We start from the raw sequence: 24,204 nt of genomic DNA, 5'->3' as shown, positions 1-24,204 counted from the left end.
CTAAATTCAAAACTCTTTACTTTATGGGTCAACCAATGCTTTATGTCAACCCAGCAACTGGCAAAGATAACAGTGTCGGGAACTCATCTGCCCCACTGAAGACGCTGACTCGTGCCCTGAAGCAGGCTCAAGCCGGAACTTCGATTCAGTTGGCATCTGGGATTTACAATGCGGCAGGGGGAGAAGTATTTCCTCTGGTAATCCCGGCTGGGGTGACGGTGGTAGGGAATGAATCCAGCAAAGGCAAGGGAATTCAAATCGAAGGCAGTGGGGAATATATTAGCCCAAGCTTTGGCTCCCAAAATATTACCCTGCACCTGGAAACGGATGCCCAACTGCGGGGAGTCTCAGTGACGAATCGGGGGGCGAAGGGGACAGGGGTTTGGATAGAATCGACATCGCCAAGGCTGGCGAATAATACCTTTACCAGTTGCAGTCGCGATGGCGTCTTTGTCACGGGTACTGCGAAACCGGCAATTTTAGATAATGTATTTACCCAAAATGCCTCCACAGGTCTTTCTCTCGTCCGCAATGCCAAGGGGGAAGTGCGTCGGAATGTGGCAGAGAGAACGGGTTACGGAATTTTGATTGGAGATCAAGCGGCTCCCCTAATTACCGATAATAAGATTTTTGCGAATCGGGCGGGGATTTTTCTGTCTCGTGACGCGACCCCGGTGCTGCGTCGCAATCTCATTGAGAAAAATACACAAGCGGGGCTAATTATCAATGATGGGGCAAAACCACAGCTAGGGAGCCGTCAAGAGCCAGCGGGTAATATTTTGCGGGATAACGGGGAAGTCGATCTGCAAAATCTGACGCGGTTCGCGGTCGTCTCAGCGGGAAATCAGCTGAATCCAGTGCGGGTGCAGGGAACGGTGGAATTTGTGGCGGCGACGGTTGCCGCTACTTTTACAATGGGGCCTGCCCAGTTTAGCGATGTTGCCGGTTATTGGGCGGAAGCGTTTATTCAGGCGCTAGTGGCGAAAAATCTGATGAGTGGCTTCCCGGATGGGACGTTTCAGCCAGAAGCGGCAATGACTCGCGCCCAATATGCCGCAGCGATCGCGAAAACCTTTAACTTGCCGCCACGACCGGGAAATCAGAGCAGTTTCAAGGATATTCCAGCAGATTTTTGGGCGGCGGGGGCGATCGCGAAGGCGGCATCGATGGGTTTTATCTCTGGGTTTCCAGATAACACATTTCGACCGGGGCAAAATCTAACGCGGGTGCAGGCGATCGCATCTTTAGTCAGTGGTTTAGCACTTACGGGGGGTAATTCTAGCGTCTTGGGAGTTTATGGCGATCGCGCTCAAATTCCCAGCTACGCCACAGATGCCGTCGCTGTTGCCACCACGAGGCGCATGGTGGTGAATTATCCCCAAGTTCAACAACTTGAACCGATGCGAGACATTACCCGCGCTGAAGTTGCTGCACTCATCTATCAGGCATTAGTCACCACTGGGGAAGTCAAGGCGATCGCTTCTCCCTATATTGTCAATCCGGAAGTGAATCCCGACTCCTCCCTTCCCAGCTTCAGCGACATTCAGGGACACTGGGCAGAGAATTCTATTCGAGGATTGGCAAATCAAAACCTGCTGGGTGGCTTTGCCGATGGCACTTTCAAGCCAGACGATCGACTCAATCGGGCGGGATTCGCGGCTTTATTAGTTAAAGCCTTTAACCCCACTTCCAAACGCCCAGGCATTCAGTTTACCGATATCCCCCCGACTTTCTGGGCGCAGGCGGTGATTCAACAAGCTTATAGCGGTGGCTTCATTACCGGATTTCCCGACCAAACCTTCCGCCCTCAGCAGCCGGTTCTGAGAGTCCAGCTGATTGTCTCTCTGGTGAGTGGATTGGGCTTTGCCTCTGGGGATGAAAAACTCTTAGACAAGTACGAAGACCGCGCAGCGATTCCCGCCTATGCCCGCCCTGCTATTGCTGCTGCTACACAAAGAGGTATCATTGTGAACCACCCGGCACCCGCACAACTTAACCCAAATCGAGAAGCCACACGCGCCGAGGCAGCTGCTATGGTTTATCAGGCATTAGTCGCCACTGGGCGATTGCCTGCTTAGTTGGGGCTTTCGCCTTCGGACAAAAATCTTGGGCGATCGCAATAAATATATCGCCCGTAGGCAAATGCCCTTTTTGTCCAATACTTCTCCTGAACGAGTGCTGAGAGTGCAAGATATAAATATCACCACTGACTAATGACCGATGACAGCTAAACGCTAATCTGCGATTAATATTATTTCTGGTCTGCCAAGTTAACTTCTGATGACAGAGTCAACACAAGACTCAGCTACTGCCTACGCAACGACGCTGCTTCTTTACTATTGTTTTGAACTGATTAGGGGTTACACGGCTGAGGAATTGGTAGCCCATTGGGTTCGCGACTTTGGTGCCGACTGGGTGCCTCTAGCCGTGATTGAGGCGCTTTATCAGGGACGTTACAAAGCGATTTCTGTCGAGCAAATCTTAAATTTCTGGTCTCGGCGCGGTCAAGCCCTGTATCACTTTAACTATGATTTTGAGCGCTTGGTTTGCCGCAATTTTCCCCAAAATTTGACGGAAGCAGCCGATCCGCTACCAGCAACCTTAGCTTCTAACCCTGAGCCAAGTTTAGAGCGAGTCAAGGCGAAAGACGCGATAAATCCAGTTTATTCATCCTCAACGGAAGCATCTGTGGGTGCCAGTGACGAGGCGATCGCGATCGCCCACCCAATTGCGATCGCCCAGACGCCGTCCCCAGAGGAGGCTGCTGCTTCCGTCCTGTCAGAACCGACAAACACCAACAACCCTAGGGACGTTGCCAATTCAGAAGACGCCAACGCCAGCCTTGCGCTGCGTTCTAGCCACAAAAATTATCAAGCAAATTGGTCGCGCTGGGATGTCAGCAAGCGACCAATACACCAATTTATCCCAACGGCAGATGACTCAGATTTTTACCAAAAACTCAAAGCCGTTGCCCAGAGTGATGAAGAGACTTAAGCCCTTGAAAACAGAAAATTAAAAATGAACAATCCTCATTTTTAATTTTTAATTGTTGGCGACGGTGTCAGCAGCTTTTTCTTGTGGCTTTGCGACGCCCATGCGGATTTCCGAGCAAAAAGAAGCCATTGAGAAGCCGCCAAATCGCTTTAAAATGCTGGCTCGTAGCCGCAAGTTTTCGCTAGCAAACCAGATGCGTTCTTCCGAGTACATCGTTTCATACGCGGTAATCAGCGTGAATGAATTATCGCTACCGATGACATAGCGACCGGCGACCGAAGCTTTTTCGGCATAGCCCATGTCGCGCAGCAACTGACCTTCATTCGGCTTCTCCGGGTCGGGAATCGGGACGAGAACGCTAGAACCTGCGTGCTTTTCTTGATCCCACTCCATCGTGCCATCCCAGCTTACGCGAGCGCCTCCCCAAGCTAATGCTGGGTTAACTTCGTACTGTTCGCAGAGCTTGATCACTTCCGGATCTTCTGCCGAGAGCATCTCGATCTTGATGTCTGACTTGCCACTTTCGGCTTGCTTGAAAGCCAGATGGTGACTAGTACGCTGGGAAAACCATTTGCCTGCACTCAGCTGGAAAAACTCTTGAATATCCATGAATCAAACTCTTCTGGACTAATAATTTTTAACATCACTTTCAATATCTTAGATTGACCAGTCGCTAGAGAGAGTGATAACCGCTGACCTCTACTTTATAAAAGGTTAAAGAGTTTTCGGATGAGTAAACCTGCATCATGTCTAGAATTCATGGCACTCCCAGCGATGACTACATTGAAGCCACCCAGTGCGACGATGTTATTTTTGGGTATGCTGGCGACGATACCCTGGTTGGCAAGTCAGGCAACGATATCATCCACGGTGGGCAAGGAAATGACCTGATTCAAGGGGGAGAGGACGAGGATTCCCTGTATGGCGAAGGTGGGGATGACTTTTTACTGGGGGGTTCGGAGCGCGATCGCTTATTCGGAGGCAACGGCGACGATGTCTTGGTTGGCGGCGAAGGGGACGATCGCTTAGATGGCGGTCCCGGCAATGATGTCTATATTTACGCTCCCGGCGATGGTTTTGACACCATTGAGGATGAGTCGGGAATCGATATCCTACGATTAGACGAAATCTTCTCGAATGAGATTACGGTTGATTTCGTCATCGGTGGTTGGCTGTGCGTATCTTATCAGGGTCAGCCCATCGTCAAGATGCGCGGTGTGGAGCATATTCAGGTAGAAGATGGCTTGTTTTCCGTCGCTCACTGGCTGTAAGCAATTAAAAATGTTCCCATTAAAAATTAAAAATGGAGAATCCCCCATTTTTAATTTCTAATTTTTAATTGTTTTCAGATAGCCGCTTCAGGGAGATGGTGGCAGCGGTAGCAACGTGGGGATGACGGTCTTTTTCCAGGTAATTGAGCGCGGAGATACTCTTGGCGCTGGGCAAGTGTCCTAGGGCTTCGGCAAGCCGCTGACGGACAAGCCAATCCTCAGCTTGGGCAAAGCGGAGAATTTGATCGACGGCTCCTACTGCTTTAATTTCACCGAGTGCCGCGATCGCTGCCTGTTGCAACACGACTTCTTCGCTATCTAATGCCCGAACCAGTACGTCGAAAGCGCGGGGATCTTTTAAATTGCCCAAACTAACGGCGGCGCTGAAACGCACCAGCCAATCGGTATCTTCGTAGAACGCCCGCACCAAGGGTTCAAATCCTCTGATATCGCACAGGTAACCTAAGGCACCAGCGGCGTCGGCGCGAATCCCGTAGTCGGGGTCAGTTTCTAGCAATTTCACGAGAATCGGAAAGCATTCTTCGGTCGGTTTAAGACCCAGTGCAAACACCGCCATTGAGCGAATTTGCAGGTTTTCGTCGTCTAAAACCTTTTTGATCAGGGGTACAGCGTCATCTGCCGATACTTCACGCAAAGAGGCAAGCGCCAACATGCGATCGCGTGAATTCGGACTTTCTAGCTGGGCACCAATATTTTCTAAGCTGGGATGAGTCATAAAATCCTAAGCTCTTTAATAAATCTTAACATAATTGAGCGAGTTATCTCAGGAAGTGGTGGAGAGATGGTAGGAATTGTCATCGTATCGCATAGTCAAAAGCTGGCAGAGGGAGTGCAAGCGTTAGTGCACCAAATGGTTCAAGGTGCCGTGTCGCTGGCTCTAGCCGCAGGAATTGACGATCCGGAAAATCCCTTTGGTACGGATGTAATGCAGGTTTATCAAGCGATTGAGTCGGTTTACAGTGAGGATGGCGTCCTCATCTTGATGGATTTGGGGAGTGCTGTACTGAGTGCGGAAATGGCATTGGAGTTTCTGCCAGAAGAACGGCGGCATCCGGTGAGACTCTGTGAGGCACCGCTGGTAGAGGGAGCGATCGCCGCAGCGGTAACAGCAGCATTCGGTGCAAATATTGAGCAAGTCATCCGCGAAGCACGAGGAGCATTAGCAGCGAAAGCCTCCCAGTTATCCGGTATTAATCCTTCGGAGTCCGTCGGGGCATTGGTAAGTACCCCAACAAGTGCCCAAAGTCAGGTAATCCATCTCACCGTCCGAAATCAGATGGGTTTGCACGCCCGTCCGGCTGCCAAATTTGTTGCTACCGCTTCCCAGTTTCAATCTGAGATTACGTTACAAAACATCACATCTAGCAGCGGATCGGTCAATGCTAAAAGCATCAACCAAGTCGTTACGCTGGTCATCCGCCAAGGGAATGAGATAGCGATCGCAGCCTCTGGAGCGGATGCCCAAGCCGCCTTAGCAGCCTTGCAACAGCTAGTAGAAGACAACTTCGGGGAATCAGTCGCGGACGTTCGGGGTGCGGAAACCCCGCTTCCGGAGCAACCCCAATTCCCAATTTCTAATTCTCAGTTTTCTGGGATTCCTGCCTCTGCGGGTATTGCCATCGGCAATATTGCGATCTATCAACCCACCGTTCTCAACGTACAACAGCAGCAAGCAGACAATCCCGAAGCGGAATGGCAACAGTTACAGACAGCAATTGAGCAAACTCGTCATCAAATTCAAACCCTCCGCCACCAAATATCTGCTACGGCGGGAAAAGCACAAGCGGCGATTTTTGATGCTCATTTGCTTTGCTTAGAAGATCCCTTTGTAATCGATCGCACGCGCCAGCTGATTTTCGATCGGAATTTTAGTGCCGCCGCAGCTTGGAAGACTGTCATTGATGAGACAGTTGCAGCTTACGAAGCATTGCCAGACTCGTACTTACAAGCACGCGCCGCTGATGTCTTTGACGTGGGACAGCGAGTGATGCGATCGCTTACAGGTACGGTACCCGCTTCTATAAATTTGCCAGAACCAGGGATTTTGGTTGCAACTGACTTGACTCCTTCGGAAACGGCACAATTAGATCCCGGCAAAGTTTTGGGAATTTGTACGGTTGCAGGCGGTGCGACTTCTCACAGTGGAATTTTAGCGCGATCGCTCGGCATTCCGGCGGTTGTAGGCGTGGGTGCTGAGTTGCTGCGCTTGGAGAATGGCACTCTCATCGCCTTTGATGGGGAAACTGGCGAGGTGTGGGTGCAACCAGACGACAACCAGTTGCGGGAATTACAAGCAAAACGCAATCGTCAGCAAACGCAACAACAGGCGTTACAATCTGCTGCACAGCAACCCGCCATCACCCACGACGGACATCAAATTAAGGTGATGGCAAATATTTTGACAATACAAGAGGCCAAAATTGCTGTAAATACTGGTGCAGAAGGGGTGGGATTGCTGCGGAGTGAATTTTTGTATTTCGATCGAGTCAGCGTCCCGACTGAGGAAGAACAACGAGAAGCGTATGAAGCGATCGCATCCATCCTATCCCCCCATCCCCTAATTATTCGCACTCTCGATATTGGCGGAGACAAACCCCTCCCTTACCTGGATTTGCCACCAGAAGCCAATCCCTTCCTCGGATGGCGGGGAATTCGCTATTTACTGGATTCCCCAGATTTACTAAAAACTCAGCTACGGGCAATTTTACGCGCCAGTCACAAACACCCTATTAAGGTCATGTTTCCGATGGTGGCATCCGTGAGAGAAATCCGCGCCGCCAAAGAGATTTTAGCCGCAGCTAAGACAGAATTGCGCTCTTTGGGGATGAGTTTTGATGAAGCAATGGAAGTCGGAATCATGGTGGAAGTGCCAGCAGCGGTGACAATGGCTGACAAACTGGCAGCAGAGGTGGATTTTTTTAGTATTGGCACCAATGATTTGAGCCAGTATGTCATGGCAAGCGATCGCACAAACCCCAAAGTTGCGACTCTCGCCGATGCCTTTGAACCAGCAGTGCTGCGAATGATTCAGCAAACTGTTACCGCTGCTCATCATGCTGGGATTTGGGTGGGAGTGTGCGGCGAATTAGCTTCATCAGAGTTAGCGACACCCATTTTAGTCGGATTGGGAGTTGATGAATTCAGTATGAACTCCCCAGCCATTTCTACGGTGAAAGCAGCGATTTCAAAGTTGAGGATGGATGAAGCGGAAGCGATCGCATCTGCTGTCTTGCAGCTAGATTCAGCCAAAGAAGTCAGAGAATATATTGTAGGTCAGTTGAAAACATAAAGTGTCGTCAGAGGAGTAACGGTGGCTCGTAAACGCTTAATTATCGAGATGGGGATGGGAATCGATCAGCACGGACAGGAACCGACTGTCGCCGCAACCAGGGCTGTCAGGAATGCGATCGCTCACAATGCTTTGCCGGGTGTCTGGGAAGTTGCAGGTTTAAGCGACCCCGACCAAATGATCGTTGAAGTACAGGTGGCAGTGCCTTACCCAGAGCAAGTACGGGAAGCGGAGGTGTTAGCTGTATTACCTTTTGGGCGCAAAACTCTCACTGTTGAGTCTGGCGGAATGGTCGTTCAAGGTCGAGCAATTGCCTCACTCAATGATAAGAATGACGAAATGCTCATCGCTGTTGCGGCGGTTACCGTTTTGGTGGAAACCGATTAGTTGCGTAGGAAGTGGAAGCGTTTGCCACGCTTCGTTTTGGAAGCCTGCGTCCCGATATTAGATAGATTCGTATCGGCTAATTTATTAAAGTAACTTGCTGAGTTCTCTTTGAAAGCGATCGCTATTTAAACTCAGACCGACTCAACTCCGGAGGATCTCCCATGAAACGAATTGCAATTATTGGCGCTGGTCAAGCAGGTCTTTACTTAGGCATTAGTCTGGTGGATGCAGGCTATGCAGTGACTCTATTTAGCGATCGCACGCCAGAAGCTATCCTCAATGGCAAAATCATGGCAATGCCATTGTTGTTTCCAGATGCGCTACAACTTGAGCGTGACTTGGGACTCAATTTCTGGGATGAGCAGTTTCTGGGTTGCGACCAATTTCATAACAACCTGTGCGACCCACAGGGCAATGTTGCCTTAGTTGTCTCCTCCACTCTAGAAAAGCCTTGGCGAGGTGTGGATCAACGCCTCAAATTATCCGTTTGGATGCAGGAGTTTGTCCGCAGAGGCGGCGAATTAGTTGTTCAGGCAATGACGTTACAAGACTTGGAGGAGGCTGCTCAAAACTACGATCTGGTCGTGGTATCTGCTGGTCGTGGCTCCTTCTCGACCTTGTTCGAGCGGGACGAGCAAAAATCCCAATACGACCAGCCAAAGCGCCATTTAGCTGGCGGAATTTACACCGGACTCAAGGGAGATCCGATGAAGGGACGCACCTTTCAGGTCAGTAATATACCCGGCGCTGGAGAGATGCTCCAGTTTCCGTTTTATACCAACAGCAAAGATTCCGCTTACACTGTTGCCTTTGAAGCCTACCCTGGTGGAGCAATGGATCGGTTTGGCAAGGTGCAATCCGGTCAAGAATTAGTGGAACTCAGCAAACAAGTCATCCAAGAATTGACCCCGTGGAACTACGAAACGGTCAAGGATATGGAATTAACCGACGAGCAAGCATGGGTTCGTGGGGCAATTACACCGACTGTGCGTAAGCCGATTGGTCGTTTGCCATCAGGTGCAACGGTGATGGGGATTGGCGATACGGTGATTTTGCACGATCCCGTTGGAGCGCAGGGAGCGAATAACGCCACAAAGATGGCACATCTGGTCGCGCAACGGATTGTCGAACATGGCAACCAACGCTTTGATGAGTCATGGATGCAGGAAGTCTTCGATGAATTCTGGCAATATTGTCAGCATGGGCATGCCTTAACGGATTGCTTGTTGACGCCTCCAGCTCATCTGCAAGAGATTGCGATCGCAATGGCTCAAAATCCAGAAGTTGCCAGGGATTACTTGAACGGTGTCAACAATCCACCCAATCTGTCTCCGTGGTTTTTCGATCCTGAAGAAAGTAAAAAATATTTAGCTAAGAAGACGTTGCTGAATTCGATAGAACCGGAAGAGCGACCAGTAGCGCCGATCGCTGGGTAGCGCTGAGGTAAATAGCTAGCGACTAGCGCCACAAGTTCTAATAATGCAGCAATACTGAGAGCGGAAGCGGTTAATGAACGCTTCCGCTTACCTGGCTTGCACCTAAAAAACCTCACCCTCAGCCTCCGCATCTGGAGTCCTCAACTTCTGGCTCAACATCATGGTCAGGTAAGCTGATTTCCACGTCGCGCAACACGCGGAAGCCATACCCACCCAAACCAATCAGCAATAAGCTGATGGAAGTGATGACATACAAAAGCGCCATCCCTGCACCCGATCCCGTGCCGAATAGCCTGCCGAGGATGGGTGCAAGAACACCTCCTGGCATCATCGCTGGTTCAAAAACGTGGTCGGCAAGTGGCCCAGCGATTAATAGAGCGATCGCGCTAACAACTTGCTTAATTGCCGATCGGGCAGCGAAAACCCGTCCTTGCACATCCGGTCTTACCTTGCTGAGCAAGATTGCTGTGTTGGAACTGCTCAATAAGGGAAAATTCAGCGATGAGCAGAACTGAGCAGGAAGCCAAATCATTGGCATCTGACCCAACCCAAAGACGGTTTTACTCAGACCCGCCCCCACCATTGCCAGTAAAAAGCCGTGGATGCGCCGCTTAGAACCGCCCCAGGCACTCAAAAGAAACGCTCCCGTTACCCCACCGAATCCGGCTGCTGAACCGATGCTGCCTAAGACCCTGGCATCATTTCCCGTGCGTGCCAAAATCATCGGTGCATACAAGGCAGCGCCCAGATCGTGGGCAAACCAGAACAAGGACGCCGCGACTACAATGGCGAGCAGACCGGGACGCACCAGAATATACTGGAAGCCGAAGATAATCGGCTGGAAGATCCCTTTATCGTGAGAGGATGTCTCGCTACTTGTGGGTTGGGGGATATGTATCTTGAGAACTGTGCCGATAGCGATCGCAAATGTAACGATATCGATGAGCGAGATCCCGGCGAATCCAATCGTGTAGTAAAGTACACCCGCCAGCGCGGGAGCAATAATAATCGAACTGTAATGAATCGCAGAATCCAGACTGGTAGCACGGGTGTAATGTTGTTTAGGCACCAGCATTGCAATCGATACTGAATACGCCAGCGCTTGAATTTCGCTAAAAGCACCGCTAACCGCGCCACTCACATAAAGATGCCAGATTTGCAAATGGTTGGTCAGGTACAGCCAAAGAATTACCAGGGTACACAAAGCTGTCACTGTGTCGCCAATCATCATCAGGAATTTGCGGTTCCAGCGGTCTACAATTAGCCCAGCAATGGGTGTAATTAAGATACTCGGCACCAGGGTAAAGAAACCCACTAAAGCAAGTGCCGTCGCCTGACCAGTCAGTTCCCACATCCAGATTTGGATGGCAAAACTGGTCATATAGCTACCGATCGTTGAGACTAGCTGACCGATCCAAATGATGAAGAAGGTTCGCATATTAGTTTTGTTAAGGCGGTTTCCATCCGAGTAGAATATCCCTCCCATTGGTGAATGTAGTGTTTTATCGATTGTGGGCGGTTTTGGATGAATTTTGATTAGGGATTAAACTATTGAGTCAAAGCTGCAACTTTAGGGAATTCCTTGCCCTTGCTTGATTTCTCTGTTACCAAATATTTAAACAAGTCATCGAGAACTCGATTGGCTCCGATAATCCCCCAACTGCTAATCCACGCATCGCTATTGACTTGGTATACCTTACCTTGTTTAACCGCATTCAATTGGAACCAAAGCGGATGATTTGTAAATTGGTTTAACTTAGATTCCTTACCTTCTCCGAGTACTAAGAAAATCGCATCACCTTCCATTTTGGGAATTAGCTCTAATGAGAGATTTTCCGAGTTTTTATCTTTATTCTGCGCTGATGGACGAAGCATACCGATATCATTGAGAATGAGTCCGCTGAAGGAACGCTTCATGTAGATTCGGACTTTATCTGCCCAAAAATTAACCACAGATACCTGGATTTGCGAGAAGCGATCGCCCATTTGCTCTTTAAACGTTTCGACGCGCTGATTATAATTCCTTAAAAGCTTTTCGGCTTCTGGCGTCTTACCCAGCGCTTCGGCAAATGTTCTCAGCCACTCTTTCCACGTAATATTACCTCCAGCGAAAACGGTTGGGGCAATTTTTGATAGCTTGTCATAGATTTCTTCATCCCAAGACCAACCCAAAATCAAGTCTGGCTTCAAGAACAAAATTTTCTCCAGGCTTGGTTGCCCATTTATGCCAAGTTTTGTAATTCCTTCGGTTTGATTCCGGAGGTAGGAGGGAAACTGCCCATCTCCTAAGGTTGTGGCACCTACAGGCTTGATACCTAAAGCTAAGACGTTCTCCAAGTTTCCCAGCACAATTACCCGCTGCGAATTAACGGGAACCTTTGTTTCTCCCATTGCGTGCTTGACTACTCGTACAGCTTGAGAAGGCAAGTTTAGAGAAACATTAATACTGTTATCTGTCCCATTCTTTTTGGCATTAGTCCCACAGGCAGAAACGATACAAATTGTTAAAACTGTTATTAACAACAGTTGGATATTACGCTGACTATAGTTGGTCTTTGAATTCCAAATTGTATAACAGCGGAAAGTAAAATACTGAAAATAAATAGCGACTTTGTTTAAAAAACGGGCTATTTGTTTAATTGAAAACATATTAATTTTAAAAAATATTTGACCACCAAGACGTTAAGAACACAAAGTAAGAAAAAGATGATTTGACAATCGAAATATATTCTTTATGTCTTAAAAGAATATTTTTAGCAATTTATCTATTAATACGAAACGCTTACCAGGTTTTTCGTAATATATTGGTTAAATTCATACAATTCATTGCTGTCACATTCTCCTTTTAAATGAAGAGTTTTATGTTTATCTCCAATAATGTCGGCTCTATAGACACTCAGAACTCCATTCGGAGTTTTAAAAGTTATTTCAACTTGATTAAAACTTTCATCCTCGCTCTGCTCAATTATTTGATAGGCAACCTGGTAGTTAAACCAATCCCAGCCATATTTGAGGATGAGTTCTTTTTCTAAGATTTGAGCTGCCCAAGGTAAAATTCCCCAACCACGATAGACATTGTTCAAGCACTGAATGTCACCCGTTCGGGTCAGAATGGCAGCAAATGATTTTTGGTTGAGCCTGCCATAATATCTTCCCTCTGGAAAATCAATTGCAGTAGGGGCAAAGCGATGACCGCCAATGTGGCTGGCTTGCCAAACGCGGACACGATCGAGTGATAAGTCAGAGACAGTGGCTAAAGCAGCTTTGTAAAAAGGATTGCCATACTTAGCACAACATTTATCGTGGCTACCGTGGGTACAGACTAAAATCTCTCTTGTTTGAATATTTATAGCTTCATGTTCTGGAGCGTTGCCTGTTAAACAGTCCTTCAGTAAAGAGGCTATATCATTAATATCTGAAACCAGAAACTCTTGCTTCGTGTAACCTGCCGAAAGCCCGGTTTTTTCTCGAAAAATTATCAGGCGCTTGCCGCGATCGCGCTTAGTTTGGTCGCTATGAATCAATACAACCCGAACAGAAAGTTCCTCTGTATCAATTTCCTCCTTCAAGGCTTTTAAATTAGCCGGGAGGAATTTTGAATCAAGTGGATCGGGTGTCCAAGGCGGTGGACACTCAATCAGTACATAGATTTTGTGATTCGTTGCACACCCGATAATCTCTTCTCCAGCTTGGCGTGACTCTTCGGCGCAAAAGAATCCATTCATCGCTTGATTACTTGCGGTGTAACAATTTGTTTGCTTCAAATTTCCTCACGCCCAATCGATGCGCTCACTACGACCTAGTTGGTTATTGAAAGTTATTATCACTAGGTCAGCAACATATAACGTCTTATCTGCCAATGTCAAGGGTATAAAAAAAATTAGTCTATTGAGAACTCATGTCAGTTTTTTCTGAAAATACGCGATTTAGCGTCCAGAAAAATTTGCACGCCTTGACTGGGAGAGCATGAAACTATAGCGGTTTTCCGTTCGCTCATATACAAAGCCTAACCCCCAGCCGCATTCCGTGATAGGGAAGCGGAGCAAGTCTCGTTCCTTGTAGGAGAAGGGCTGGGGTTATGTCAGACTCTACTGCACAAGCGTCGGGGGAAGCTTTCCGGCTAGTTTAAGTCATGCTTCCCCCAACCCTAGAAGAGCAAAAGCCGGAATTTTATTTCTGAAAAAATTTTGCGATTGCTACTTGCCAAACTTGCAAGCTTTGTACTAAGGTTATCCAAGCTTATTAAAAATGAATGTCAATAGCAGTGAAAAGTTACCGCTAAGAACCCTCTTGAAGAGGAGCGTTGACCCTAACGCCAACACCAGGATTTGTGAGGTTTTTTGCCCTGCCGAGGGTTCCTAAAACTCCCAAAAACGTCGATTTAACAGCAAATACAGATGAAGCGCTCAGTTTTTAATCCAACCACCCGGATTGGAGCTAGAGATGGGCGGTTTCCGTTCGGCAACGCGAATCTTTGACGAGAGAGTTTGAACTAGAGAGTTTGAACTTTGTGGTCGGATTCAATCGTTCAGGGTTAAAAAAGTCAGGCTTGAAAAATCAGAAAAAGTAACATGGTCGATTTTTGCCAAGATTTTCCAGAAAACCCGCCTAAGAAAATTGCCACTTTAGCAGACATTCTGCGCTACAGAGCCGTAAACGAACCAGAAAAACTGGCGTTTACCTTCTTGCAGGACGGGGAAACATCAGCCGAGAACTTGACTTATCGAGAGTTGGATCGGCGCAGTAGAGCGATCGCATCCCAGCTGCAAGCGATGGGTTTAAGTGGCGAACGGGCTTTATTGCTTTATCCACCGGGTTTGGATTATCTAGCGGCATTTTTCGGTTGTTTGTATGCAGGCGCGATCGCAGTTCCCGCTTATCCGCCTCGCAACCAACGCAACACGCCGAGAATTCAAGCAATTTTGCAAGATGCACAGGCGAAAATCGCGCTCACCACAACGGCGATTTTTACGAAAGTGCGATCGCTTCTGGCTCAAAAAACTGACTCAGATGCTTTAAATTGGCTCACTACAGACAACATTGCCAACGGCATCGAAGATAATTGGGAACCGCCAAGCATTCATCAAGACACATTAGCTTTTCTGCAATACACCTCCGGTTCTACAGGAACGCCGAAAGGAGTCATGCTCAGTCATGGCAATCTACTGCACAATGCCGCCATGACTTACCGACTCATGGAACATTCGCCCAGTAGCAAATTTGTCTCCTGGCTGCCGATATATCATGACATGGGACTTATCGGCGGTGTCCTGCAACCCTTGTATGGCGGGTTCCCTTGCTACTTAATGTCACCCGCGTCTTTTCTGCTGAGTCCGTATCGCTGGCTGAAAGCGATTTCTGATTACCAAGGAACGACCAGCGGTGGCCCGAATTTCGCTTATGAACTGTGCGTTCAGAAAATTACACCTGAGCAAAAAGAAACCCTTGATTTAAGCAGATGGAGTGTCGCTTTTAACGGTGCAGAACCGATTCGCCAAGATACTTTAGCGCGGTTTGCAGATGCCTTTGCTTCCTGCGGCTTTTTAAAAACAGCTTTTTATCCCTGTTATGGGATGGCGGAGGCAAGCCTGATCGTTTCTGGTGGTGTTAAGGCAGCGGTTGCGGTAACGAAAACCGTTCAAAAAACGGCATTAGAACGCAACCAAGTCATTGATGCTGATTTTGATGACGACAATTCCCAGCTTCTCGTCGGTTGCGGGAACAGCTTACCAGAACAGGAGATTGTTATTGCTAATCCTGAAACTTTAACCCGCTGTGCGCCAGACGAAATCGGTGAAATTTGGGTTTCAGGCCCTAGTGTCGGTCACGGCTATTGGAATCGACCAGAGGAGACGGTGCAAACCTTCCGCGCCTACCTCGCAGATACGGACGAAAAGCCTTTTTTAAGAACAGGCGACTTGGGCTTTTTGCACAACGGGGAACTGTTCATCACAGGTCGAGCCAAAGATTTAATTATCATCCGGGGTCGCAACCTTTATCCGCAAGACATCGAACGAACGGCAGAATGCAGCCATCCAGGATTACGTTCAGGCAGTGGTGCAGCTTTTGCGGTAGAAGTCGGCAATGAAGAACGGCTTGTCGTAGTGCAAGAGGTAGAATTTCGCTCGAAACCGAATGTTGAGGAAGTCACCGCCGCCATTCGTCAGGCAGTTGCAGAAGAACATGAGATACAAGTTTATGCGGTAGTTCTGATTAAAGGTGGCAGTATTCCCAAGACTTCTAGCGGGAAGATTCAACGCCGCGCTACTCGTGCGGAGTATCTGGCAGGCGAATTGGATGTTATTGGCAGCAGTATTTTAGAGAATTCCTATCCTGTCGAAAATGAAGATAATCTCACCCGCGAGGAGTTGCTGGCTGTTGAGTCGGAAGAACGTCAGCAGCGATTAGAGGCTTATCTGCAAAGGCAAGTGGCGCGGGTGCTGGGTGTTGCGTCGTTTGAATTAGAAGATTTACGTGTTAAACAAATAGATTTTTTGAACGAACCGCAGAGGACGCAGAGAACGCAGAGGAAGAATCATCGAGGAAATATTAGTATTGAGCAGCCTTTGAGCCGTTTTGGTCTCGACTCGTTGATGGTTTTCGAGTTGAAGAATCGGATCGAGGTTGATTTGGGGGTGGCTGTATCCATTGCGGATTTGTTCGAGGGAGTTAGCATTACCCAACTGGCAACGCAGATACTCGACCAACTGACTCAAGCGGTTCCGTCTGCATCGATACCTTTGTGCAGAGTTGAGAAAACTACTGACGAGCATCCACTATCTTTTTCTCAAGCTAGATTGTGGTTTGTCAATCAACTGCAACCAGGAACTCCGGCTTACAACATTCCCATCGCGGTTCGCCTGACGGGACGGCTGGCTGTGCCAGTGCTGGTTCGCAGTATTCACGAAATTATCCGGCGACACGAAATCTTGCGGACAAGCTTTGCCGTAGTGGAGGGCGAACCCGTGCAAGCAATTTCTGGGGAAAGCTGCGTCACCTTAAATTTACCCAAGGTGGATCTGCGGCAATTGCCCGATGCTGAGAGACAAGCGCAAGCGCAACAATTCGCGATCGCAGAGGCTCAAACGCCCTTCGACTTGGCACAACCCCCGTTATTCCGGGCAAAACTGCTGCATCTAACCGCAGAAGAGTGGATGCTGCTGCTCACGCTGCACCACATTGTTGCTGATGGTTGGTCGGTTAAAGTTTTCGTCCGAGAATTGACAGCACTTTACGAAGCTTTCTCGACTGGAAAGCCTTCGCCACTCGCTGAACTTCCGATCCAATATGTTGATTATGTCGATTGGCAACAACGATGGTTCTCCGGTGAGAGGCTAGAAACTCATCTGAATTATTGGAAGCAGCAGTTAGGGGGAGAACTTCCCGTATTAGAGTTGCCGACTGACCGAGCGCGATCGCCAATTCAGACTTTTCGGGGAGCGCAGCAAACGTTAGTGCTGCCCAAAGCCTTGACTGAGGCAATCAAAATGCTGGGTCAGCAGGAGGGTGTCACCTTATTTATGACCTTGCTGGCGGCGTTTCAGACGTTGCTTTACCGTTATTCAGGACAAGAGGACATTTTAGTTGGTTCGCCGATTGCCAACCGCGATCGCGCTGAACTGGAATCATTGATTGGGTGCTTTGTTAATACTTTGGTGTTGCGTACCGATTTGGCAGGAAATCCCAGCTTTAAAGAATTGCTGGGACGGGTGCGAAAGGTGGCAATTGATGCTTACGTTCACCAAGATTTGCCTTTCGAGAAGCTGGTGGAATTACAGTCGAGTCGAGATCTGAGCTATAACCCGATATTTCAGGTAATGTTCGTCCTCCAGAATCCCGCATTTTCGACGGTTTCGTTACCAGAGTTAACTTTCAAAACTTCGGAAGTTGAGAGTGGAACCGCAAAGTTCGATTTATTCCTATCAATGATAGATACGGAACAGGGATTGAGCGGGACGCTGGAATACAACACCGATTTGTTCAACGCGGACACCATCACCCGAATGTTAGGGCATTTCCAAACCTTACTGGAAGGAATTGTTGCCGATCCAGAGCAGTGTTTATCAGATTTGCCGCTATTAACTGCATCTGAGCGTCATACTTTGCTGGTGGAATGGAATGACACTCAAGTTGATTACCCCCAACAGTGTATCCATCAATTATTTGAGCAGCAAGTAGAAAAGACACCAGATGCGATTGCATTAATCTTCGACAATGTAGAGACAGGATTCAGTGAGTCTCTAACTTACTGCGAGTTAAACAACCGAGCGAACCAGTTAGCGCACCACCTGCAACAGATGGGCGTGCAGCCAGATGTTTTGGTTGGCATCTGCATGGAGCGATCGCTGGAAATGGTAGTCGCTCTTTTAGGCATTTTAAAAGCAGGTGGCGCTTACGTACCTTTAGACCCCACGTATCCGAAAGATCGCTTAGCGTTCATGTTGGCAGATGCCCAAGTGTCACTGCTGCTAACTCAACAATATTTGGTTAATCAATTACCGCAACATCAAGCGATTATCTGTTTAGATACCGAATGGGAAACGATTACCCAAGAGGGTACAGAAAATCCTATTTCATCTGCTACACCAGAGAACCTGGCTTATGTAATTTATACCTCTGGTTCCACAGGAAAGCCCAAGGGAGCGATGAATACCCACCTGGGGTTAAACAATCGCTTGCTGTGGATGCAAGACACTTACCAATTAACAACAACCGACCGAGTTTTGCAAAAAACTCCCTTCGGCTTTGATGTGTCAGTTTGGGAATTTTTCTTGCCTTTCTTAACGGGTGCTAGCCTCGTTTTAGCTAAACCAGGTGGTCATCAAGATAGCGGTTATTTAGTCCGACTGATTGCCAAGCAAAAAATCACGACATTGCACTTCGTTCCCTCAATGCTGCAAGTATTTTTAGAGGAGTTGGGGGTAGTAGAATGTAACAGCCTTAAGCGGGTATTTTGTAGCGGTGAAGCTCTGCCTTTTGATTTACAAAAGCGCTTTTTTATACGTCTAGGCGCAGTAGAATTACATAATCTTTACGGGCCGACAGAAGCGGCAATTGATGTTACTTTTTGGGATTGCCAGCGTAACAGCCAACGGCGAATTGTTCCCATCGGTCGTCCGATTGCCAATACACAGATATATCTCTTAGATTCGCATTTACAACCTGTCCCGATTGGCGTTCCGGGCGAGTTACACATTGGCGGTTTTGGCTTAGCTAGAGGTTATCTGAATCGACCAGAGTTAACCCAAGAGAAGTTTATTCAGAATCCTTTTAAAGACCTAACCCCCCAGCCCCCTTCCCTAGAAGGGCAGGGGGAGCCGGAAGTCCCTCTCTCGCAAAAAGAATTTATTCCTTTTCCCTCCCCTTGTAGGGGAGGGTTAGGGAGAGGTAGAGAAGGGTTAGCGGAGAGCCGCCTTTACAAAACCGGAGATTTAGCCCGCTATTTGCCAGATGGCAATATTGAATTTTTGGGAAGAATTGACCACCAAGTAAAAATTCGAGGGTTCCGTATCGAATTGGGAGAAGTTGAAGCGGTGTTGTTACAACATCCCCAGGTGCGAGAAACGGTGGTGCTTGCCAGAGAAGATATGCCCAACGACCGCCGCTTAGTCGCTTATGTAGTTCCGAATCCTGATGCTGTTTCGATTAATGAATTGCGCGATCGCTTAAAACAAAGCCTTCCTGAATACATGGTGCCTTCGGCTTTCGTATTCCTAGACACTTTGCCCCTGACACCCAATGGAAAAGTCAATCGTCGCGCCTTACCTGTTCCGGAAAATCAGCGTTTAGAGTTAGCAGTTTATCAACCTCCCCAATCGGAGATTGAAAAAACAATTGCGACTGTTTGGCAAACGGTACTGAACTTAGAGAAAGTCGGGATTCACGATAATTTCTTTGATCTCGGGGGACATTCATTACTGATGCTTCAGGTGAATCACAAACTGCGGACAGTTTTTAACCGAGAGATATCAGTCGTTACTTTATTTCAAAACCCAACCATTTATTCGCTGGCGCAATATTTAAGCCAACAACAGCCTGCTTTTGAAGAGATGCGCGATCGCGAAGTTGGACGCGATAGTGTCCAGCGCGCTCGAAAGCAAATAGAGGCTATCAATCGCCAAAAAGAATTATTGAGTAAGCAAGGTAGAAAGATTCATGGATAGCGCTACAAATTACGATTCTCTGGAAGGCATTGCCATTATCGGCATGAGTGGGCGCTTTCCCGGTGCTAAGAATGTCGAAGAATTTTGGCAAAATTTACATGCTGGAGTCGAATCAATTTCGGTCTTCACCAATGAAGAATTAATAGATGCTGGAATCACTCCAGGTTTACTCGATAATCTCAATCATGTAAAAGCTGGTACCGTATTAGAAGATGTTGAGTTTTTTGATGCTTCTTTCTTTGGTTTTAACCCCAAAGAAGCGGAAATGACCGACCCGCAACACCGGGTATTTTTAGAGTGTGCTTGGGAAGCGCTGGAAAATGCTGGTTACGACACCCAAAGATGTGAAAGTCGCATTGGCGTTTATGCAGGTGCCAGCCTAAATAATTATTTATCTTTTAATTTAAATCGCGACCAAATTGGGTCGGCGGACAGTTTCCAAAAGTTGATTAGCAACGATAAAGATTTCCTCACGACTCGCGTTTCTTACAAATTAAATCTTAAAGGGCCAAGCCTGACCGTTCAAACAGCTTGTTCTACTTCATTAGTAGCGACAACTCTGGCTTGCCAAAGTTTATTAAATTACCAATGCGATATGGCGTTGGCGGGTGGAGTTTCGATTCGGGTACCGCAAAAAACAGGTTATTTATATCAAGAAGGGGGAATATTATCTCCTGATGGTCATTGCCGCGCCTTTGATGCTGATGCACAGGGAACCATTATTGGGAATGGTGTGGGAGTGGTCGTTTTAAAAAGGCTGGAGGATGCGATCGCATCCGGTGACTGCATTCAGGCGGTAATCAAAGGTTCGGCGATTAATAACGATGGTTCTGAGAAAGTCGGGTATACAGCACCCAGCGTCAACGGACAAGCAGACGCGATCGCAGAAGCACTCGCCCTCGCTGGAGTCGATCCGGAAACCATCACTTATATCGAAACTCACGGGACTGGAACCGTCTTAGGCGATCCGATTGAAATTACCGCGCTTTCTAATGTTTTTGGTGCCAATACCGAGAAAAAGAATTTCTGCGCCATCGGTTCCGTCAAAACCAATATCGGTCATCTGGATGCAGCTGCCGGAGTCACGGGACTCATTAAGACGGTTTTGGCACTAAAACACAAGTTAATTCCACCCAGCTTAAATTTTAAACAGCCAAATCCTGAGATTGATTTTGCCAATAGTCCCTTTTACGTCAATACCAAGTTGACGGAATGGAAGGCTTCGACCCCGCGCCGTGCCGGAGTCAGTTCCTTGGGGATTGGCGGCACCAACGCCCATGTGGTTCTCGAAGAAGCGCCAACGATAAAAGCATCGGGTTCTTCGCGTCCCTGGCAATTAGTAGTGCTTTCCGCCAAAACGGAATCGGCACTGGAGACGGCTACGGCAAATTTGGCGGCTCACCTCAAGCAGCACCCCGATCTCAATTTGGCGGATGTTGCTTACACCCTGCAAGTAGGTCGTCGGGCTTTTGAACATCGCCGGATCTTGGTTTGCCAGACGGTTGAGGAGTTAGTAAACCAATTGGAAACCCCTGATCCTCAAAAAGTTTTAACTCACTTCCAAGAGCCTACTGAACGCTCCATCGCCTTCATGTTTCCCGGACAGGGAGCGCAGTATGTGAATATGGGGCGGGAATTGTACCAGACTGAGCCGATATTTAGCGAACAAGTAGACCGTTGCGCTACCCTTCTTCAACCTCATATCGGGATGGATTTGCGATCGCTACTTTATCCGAACCAGCCGAATCCGGAAGCCGCCGCAGAAAAACTCAAACAAACTTGCTTTGCTCAACCTGCATTGTTTGCGATTGAGTATGCCTTAGCTCAGTTGTGGATGTCGTGGGGCATTTCTCCCCAAGCAATGCTGGGTCATAGCATTGGCGAATATGTAGCGGCTTGCCTTGCGGGTGTCATGTCTGTTGAAGACGCTTTAGCTTTGGTGGCGATTCGTGGGCGACTGATGCAGCAAATGCCAGCCGGGGCGATGCTTGCCGTTTCCTTGCCAGAAGCGGAGGTTAAAAGCCTACTGAATGAGAAGTTATCCTTAGCCGCCACTAACGCACCTTCCTTGTGCGTCGTTTCCGGAACCCTTGACGCTGTAGATGCAATTGAAGCGCAACTCACGGCGAAAGGTGTCGAGTGTCGGCGTTTGCATACTTCTCATGCCTTTCATTCCCAGATGATGGATTCTATATTGGAGCCATTCATTGAGGAAGTGAAAAAAGTTAAACTGAATCCTCCTCAGATTCCCTTTATCTCCAACGTTACGGGAACTTGGATTACAGCAGCAGAAGCCACAGATCCCGGTTATTGGGCAACGCATCTACGGCAGACAGTACGTTTTTCTGAGGGAATTTCTACATTACTGCAACAGCCAAATCGCATCCTCTTAGAAGTTGGTGCGGGGCGTAATTTATGTACCTTTGCTAAACAGCATTCTCATCAAGCAATTGGGCAAGTGGTATTACCTTCGTTACGCCATCCCCAGGAGCAAAACTCAGATATTGCCTTTTTACTCAATATCTTAGGGCGGCTTTGGCTAGCAGGAGTCTCGGTGAATTGGTCTGGTTTTTATGCTGGCGAACAACGTCACCGCGTGCCTTTACCGACTTACCCGTTTGAACGTCAGCGTTACTGGATTGAACCCCAAACCGAAGTCCCAGCAATTAGTCCAGGTGAAAGCAAGCTAGGGAAATCGGATATTACTGACTGGTTTTATGTTCCTTCTTGGAAGAAAATCCCCCTGGTCAAAACGGGAGAGATTTCATCTGCTTGCTACCTGGTTTTTGTTGATGAGTGTGGGATCGGTTCTCAAATCGTCCAACGATTGCAACAAGCTGGACAAGATGCGATTTCTGTCCGGGTTGGAGAGCAATTTAAGCAACTTGATAGCAACGCTTACACGATTAATCCCGCTTGCCAGGATGATTATTACGCCTTGATTCAAGCCGTGCGGGAACAAGGGAAAGCCCCGAATGCGATCGCGCATCTCTGGAGTATCACGCAATCACCGCCGCAGTCCTTGGAAACCAGCCAAAATCTCGGTTTCTACAGTTTGATTTATTTAGCGCCAGCGCTAGGACAACAACCTGTTAGCAATTCCATTCAACTTCTAGTTGCCAGTAACAATCTTCATGACATTATTGGCGACGAGCTATTGTGTCCTGAAAAAGCAACCATCATTGGTTCATGCAAAGTCATTCCTCAAGAGTATCCTCACATCAATTGTCGTCAAGTTGATGTGGCGATCTCGGAATCAGGAACCAACAGCTTAGTAGAGCAACTGTTAGCAGAACTAGGGGCAGACTCAAAAGACTCGATGATTGCCTACCGTGGCAATCATCGCTGGGTTCAGACATTTGAGCCAATCCCGCTAGAAAAAGCCAGCCAAACCCGGTTACGACAAGGGGGAGTATATCTCATCACAGGTGGCATGGGAGGGATGGGCTTAGTCTTCGCCGAATACCTCGCCAAGACAGTACAAGCCAAGCTTATTCTAATCGGACGTTCTGCACTGCCTGCAAAAGAGCAGTGGCAGCAATGGCTAGCAACGCATGATGCACTCGATCCTACCAGCCGCAAGATTCAGAAATTGCAGGAATTAGAAGCATTCGGCGCTGAGGTGCTGGTAGTCGCTGCCGATGTTGCGAATGATGAACAAATGCAGAATGCGATCGCGCAATCCCTAGAACGTTTTGGTGAGATTCACGGGGTTATCCACGCCGCCGGAGTTGCGGGTGGTGGCATGATTCAACTCAAAACACCAGAAGTTGTAGAAAGCGTTTTTGCTCCGAAAGTGATGGGAACTTTGGTGCTAAATAATGTCCTCAAGGATGTCAATTTAGACTTCGTGATTCTCTGTTCATCCCTTAGCTCAATCCAAGGCGGATTTGGACAGGTAGACTATAGTGCTGCCAATGCCTTTTTAGACGCCTTTACTCACCACAATCCTTTTAAATCTGTTCGCACAATCTCAATTAACTGGGATGCGTGGCAAGAAGTCGGTATGGCGGTAAATACTGCTGTTCCTGAAAAGCTCAAACAGTGGCGCGAAGAAAGTTTGAAAAATGGGATTTTACCCACAGAAGGCGTAGATGCCTTGAGCCGAATTTTGGGAAATCCCCTTCCTCAAGTTATCCTTTCTACGCAAAATTTTTCAGATGCAATTGAGCAGAATAATAACTTTCATTCATCAATTCCTGTCGCTCAAGAATCAGAGAATTCTAGTCAATTATCGACAACAAGACATCCCAGACCCCTGCAAGCAAATGCCTATGTTGCTCCTCGTAATGAGATTGAGCAAGGTATCGCTAATATCTGGCAAGAACTGATAGGAATTGAAAAGGTGGGAATTTACGACAACTTCTTTGAGTTGGGCGGACATTCTTTACTGGCTGTACAAACGATTTCCCGACTGCGTGAAACTTTCCAATTGGAATTACCGTTGCGTACTCTCCTTTTTGAAGCTTCTACAATTGCTGAACTCGCTACTGTGATTGCCGAAAAGCAGCCTAATCTAGAACAAATGGCGGAGATTGAGAAGATGTTAGTGGAGGTGGAAAATCTCTCTTTGGATGAAATACAAGCGCTGGTTGCTAAAGAATCACAAGCAAGCTTTCGTTAGCAAGCATAAAAATTAGATC

The 24,204-nt window shown here is 47.9% G+C and carries 13 protein-coding genes; 8 read left to right on the top strand and 5 right to left on the bottom strand.

Annotation, left to right across the window (positions count from 1 at the left end; translation table 11 throughout):
* The first annotated feature begins 23 nt into the window (after positions 1 to 23).
* Positions 24 to 2,078 (top strand): S-layer homology domain-containing protein, encoded by a 2,055-nt coding sequence (locus tag H6F52_RS01135; protein ID WP_190531371.1) that lies wholly within the window; start codon positions 24 to 26, stop codon positions 2,076 to 2,078.
* A gap of 202 nt (positions 2,079 to 2,280) precedes the next feature.
* Positions 2,281 to 2,994 carry a hypothetical protein gene (locus tag H6F52_RS01130; protein ID WP_190531369.1) on the top strand — a complete coding sequence of 238 codons (714 nt, stop codon included), beginning with the start codon at positions 2,281 to 2,283 and terminating at the stop codon, positions 2,992 to 2,994.
* Between the two features lie 48 nt (positions 2,995 to 3,042).
* Here H6F52_RS01130 and H6F52_RS01125 read toward each other — a convergent pair whose 3' ends face one another.
* Complete coding sequence (locus tag H6F52_RS01125) at positions 3,043 to 3,603, bottom strand: phycobiliprotein lyase (RefSeq protein ID WP_190531367.1); 561 nt, start codon at positions 3,601 to 3,603, stop codon at positions 3,043 to 3,045.
* 137 nt (positions 3,604 to 3,740) lie between these two features.
* Here H6F52_RS01125 and H6F52_RS25935 point away from each other — a divergent pair, with 137 nt between their 5' ends.
* The gene (locus tag H6F52_RS25935) at positions 3,741 to 4,265 is read left to right on the top strand and encodes a hypothetical protein (RefSeq protein ID WP_190415007.1); all 525 of its coding nucleotides are present in this window, start codon (positions 3,741 to 3,743) and stop codon (positions 4,263 to 4,265) included.
* Between the two features lie 64 nt (positions 4,266 to 4,329).
* Here the strand turns inward: H6F52_RS25935 and H6F52_RS01115 are convergent, their stop codons facing one another.
* Positions 4,330 to 5,001: a HEAT repeat domain-containing protein gene (locus H6F52_RS01115; protein ID WP_190415008.1), complete on the bottom strand. Its 672-nt coding sequence runs from the start codon at positions 4,999 to 5,001 to the stop codon at positions 4,330 to 4,332.
* A gap of 66 nt (positions 5,002 to 5,067) precedes the next feature.
* On the opposite strand from H6F52_RS01115, the gene ptsP reads away from it, so the two are divergent.
* The 3 genes from ptsP (at position 5,068) to H6F52_RS01100 (ending at position 9,398) form a co-directional block, all read left to right on the top strand.
* Entirely contained in the window at positions 5,068 to 7,575 is a 2,508-nt protein-coding gene (gene ptsP / locus H6F52_RS01110; RefSeq protein ID WP_190531365.1) for a phosphoenolpyruvate--protein phosphotransferase, read from the top strand.
* A gap of 21 nt (positions 7,576 to 7,596) precedes the next feature.
* A complete protein-coding gene (locus tag H6F52_RS01105; RefSeq protein WP_190531363.1) occupies positions 7,597 to 7,962 on the top strand; it encodes a Lin0512 family protein in 366 nt (121 codons plus the stop codon).
* A gap of 161 nt (positions 7,963 to 8,123) precedes the next feature.
* Complete coding sequence (locus tag H6F52_RS01100; RefSeq protein ID WP_190531361.1) at positions 8,124 to 9,398, top strand: styrene monooxygenase/indole monooxygenase family protein; 1,275 nt, start codon at positions 8,124 to 8,126, stop codon at positions 9,396 to 9,398.
* A gap of 118 nt (positions 9,399 to 9,516) precedes the next feature.
* Here the strand turns inward: H6F52_RS01100 and H6F52_RS01095 are convergent, their stop codons facing one another.
* The 3 genes from H6F52_RS01095 to H6F52_RS01085 form a co-directional block, all read right to left on the bottom strand.
* Positions 9,517 to 10,836 carry an MFS transporter gene (locus H6F52_RS01095; protein WP_190432084.1) on the bottom strand — a complete coding sequence of 440 codons (1,320 nt, stop codon included), beginning with the start codon at positions 10,834 to 10,836 and terminating at the stop codon, positions 9,517 to 9,519.
* 110 nt (positions 10,837 to 10,946) lie between these two features.
* Complete coding sequence (locus tag H6F52_RS01090) at positions 10,947 to 11,789, bottom strand: iron-siderophore ABC transporter substrate-binding protein (RefSeq protein WP_199300283.1); 843 nt, start codon at positions 11,787 to 11,789, stop codon at positions 10,947 to 10,949.
* A 377-nt stretch (positions 11,790 to 12,166) separates the two neighbouring features.
* The gene (locus H6F52_RS01085; protein WP_190531358.1) at positions 12,167 to 13,123 is read right to left on the bottom strand and encodes a sucrase ferredoxin; all 957 of its coding nucleotides are present in this window, start codon (positions 13,121 to 13,123) and stop codon (positions 12,167 to 12,169) included.
* Between the two features lie 846 nt (positions 13,124 to 13,969).
* Between H6F52_RS01085 and H6F52_RS01080 the strand changes: the two genes are divergently transcribed.
* Together H6F52_RS01080 and H6F52_RS01075 are read left to right on the top strand one after the other, a co-directional pair.
* Entirely contained in the window at positions 13,970 to 19,561 is a 5,592-nt protein-coding gene (locus H6F52_RS01080; protein WP_190531356.1) for a non-ribosomal peptide synthetase, read from the top strand.
* Positions 19,554 to 24,185 (top strand): type I polyketide synthase, encoded by a 4,632-nt coding sequence (locus tag H6F52_RS01075; RefSeq protein ID WP_190531354.1) that lies wholly within the window; start codon positions 19,554 to 19,556, stop codon positions 24,183 to 24,185. The genes H6F52_RS01080 and H6F52_RS01075 overlap by 8 nt, the downstream gene beginning before the upstream one ends.
* Positions 24,186 to 24,204: the final 19 nt, after the last annotated feature.

The sequence above is a fragment of the Coleofasciculus sp. FACHB-542 genome (genome assembly GCF_014695825.1).
GTDB lineage: Bacteria > Cyanobacteriota > Cyanobacteriia > Cyanobacteriales > FACHB-T130 > FACHB-T130.
The sequence above is the reverse complement of the archived record's forward strand: the minus strand, read 5'-3'. Positions and strand labels throughout refer to the sequence as shown.

Coding starts and splice junctions, on each gene's coding strand:
- H6F52_RS01085 (WP_190531358.1), bottom strand. CDS start 13,123: ATGAATGGATTCTTTTGCGCCGAAGAGTCACGCCAAGCTGGAGAAGAG.
- H6F52_RS01075 (WP_190531354.1), top strand. CDS start 19,554: ATGGATAGCGCTACAAATTACGATTCTCTGGAAGGCATTGCCATTATC.
- ptsP (WP_190531365.1), top strand. CDS start 5,068: ATGGTAGGAATTGTCATCGTATCGCATAGTCAAAAGCTGGCAGAGGGA.
- H6F52_RS01080 (WP_190531356.1), top strand. CDS start 13,970: ATGGTCGATTTTTGCCAAGATTTTCCAGAAAACCCGCCTAAGAAAATT.
- H6F52_RS01100 (WP_190531361.1), top strand. CDS start 8,124: ATGAAACGAATTGCAATTATTGGCGCTGGTCAAGCAGGTCTTTACTTA.
- H6F52_RS01135 (WP_190531371.1), top strand. CDS start 24: ATGGGTCAACCAATGCTTTATGTCAACCCAGCAACTGGCAAAGATAAC.
- H6F52_RS01125 (WP_190531367.1), bottom strand. CDS start 3,603: ATGGATATTCAAGAGTTTTTCCAGCTGAGTGCAGGCAAATGGTTTTCC.
- H6F52_RS01090 (WP_199300283.1), bottom strand. CDS start 11,789: ATGGGAGAAACAAAGGTTCCCGTTAATTCGCAGCGGGTAATTGTGCTG.
- H6F52_RS25935 (WP_190415007.1), top strand. CDS start 3,741: ATGTCTAGAATTCATGGCACTCCCAGCGATGACTACATTGAAGCCACC.
- H6F52_RS01115 (WP_190415008.1), bottom strand. CDS start 5,001: ATGACTCATCCCAGCTTAGAAAATATTGGTGCCCAGCTAGAAAGTCCG.
- H6F52_RS01130 (WP_190531369.1), top strand. CDS start 2,281: ATGACAGAGTCAACACAAGACTCAGCTACTGCCTACGCAACGACGCTG.
- H6F52_RS01095 (WP_190432084.1), bottom strand. CDS start 10,836: ATGCGAACCTTCTTCATCATTTGGATCGGTCAGCTAGTCTCAACGATC.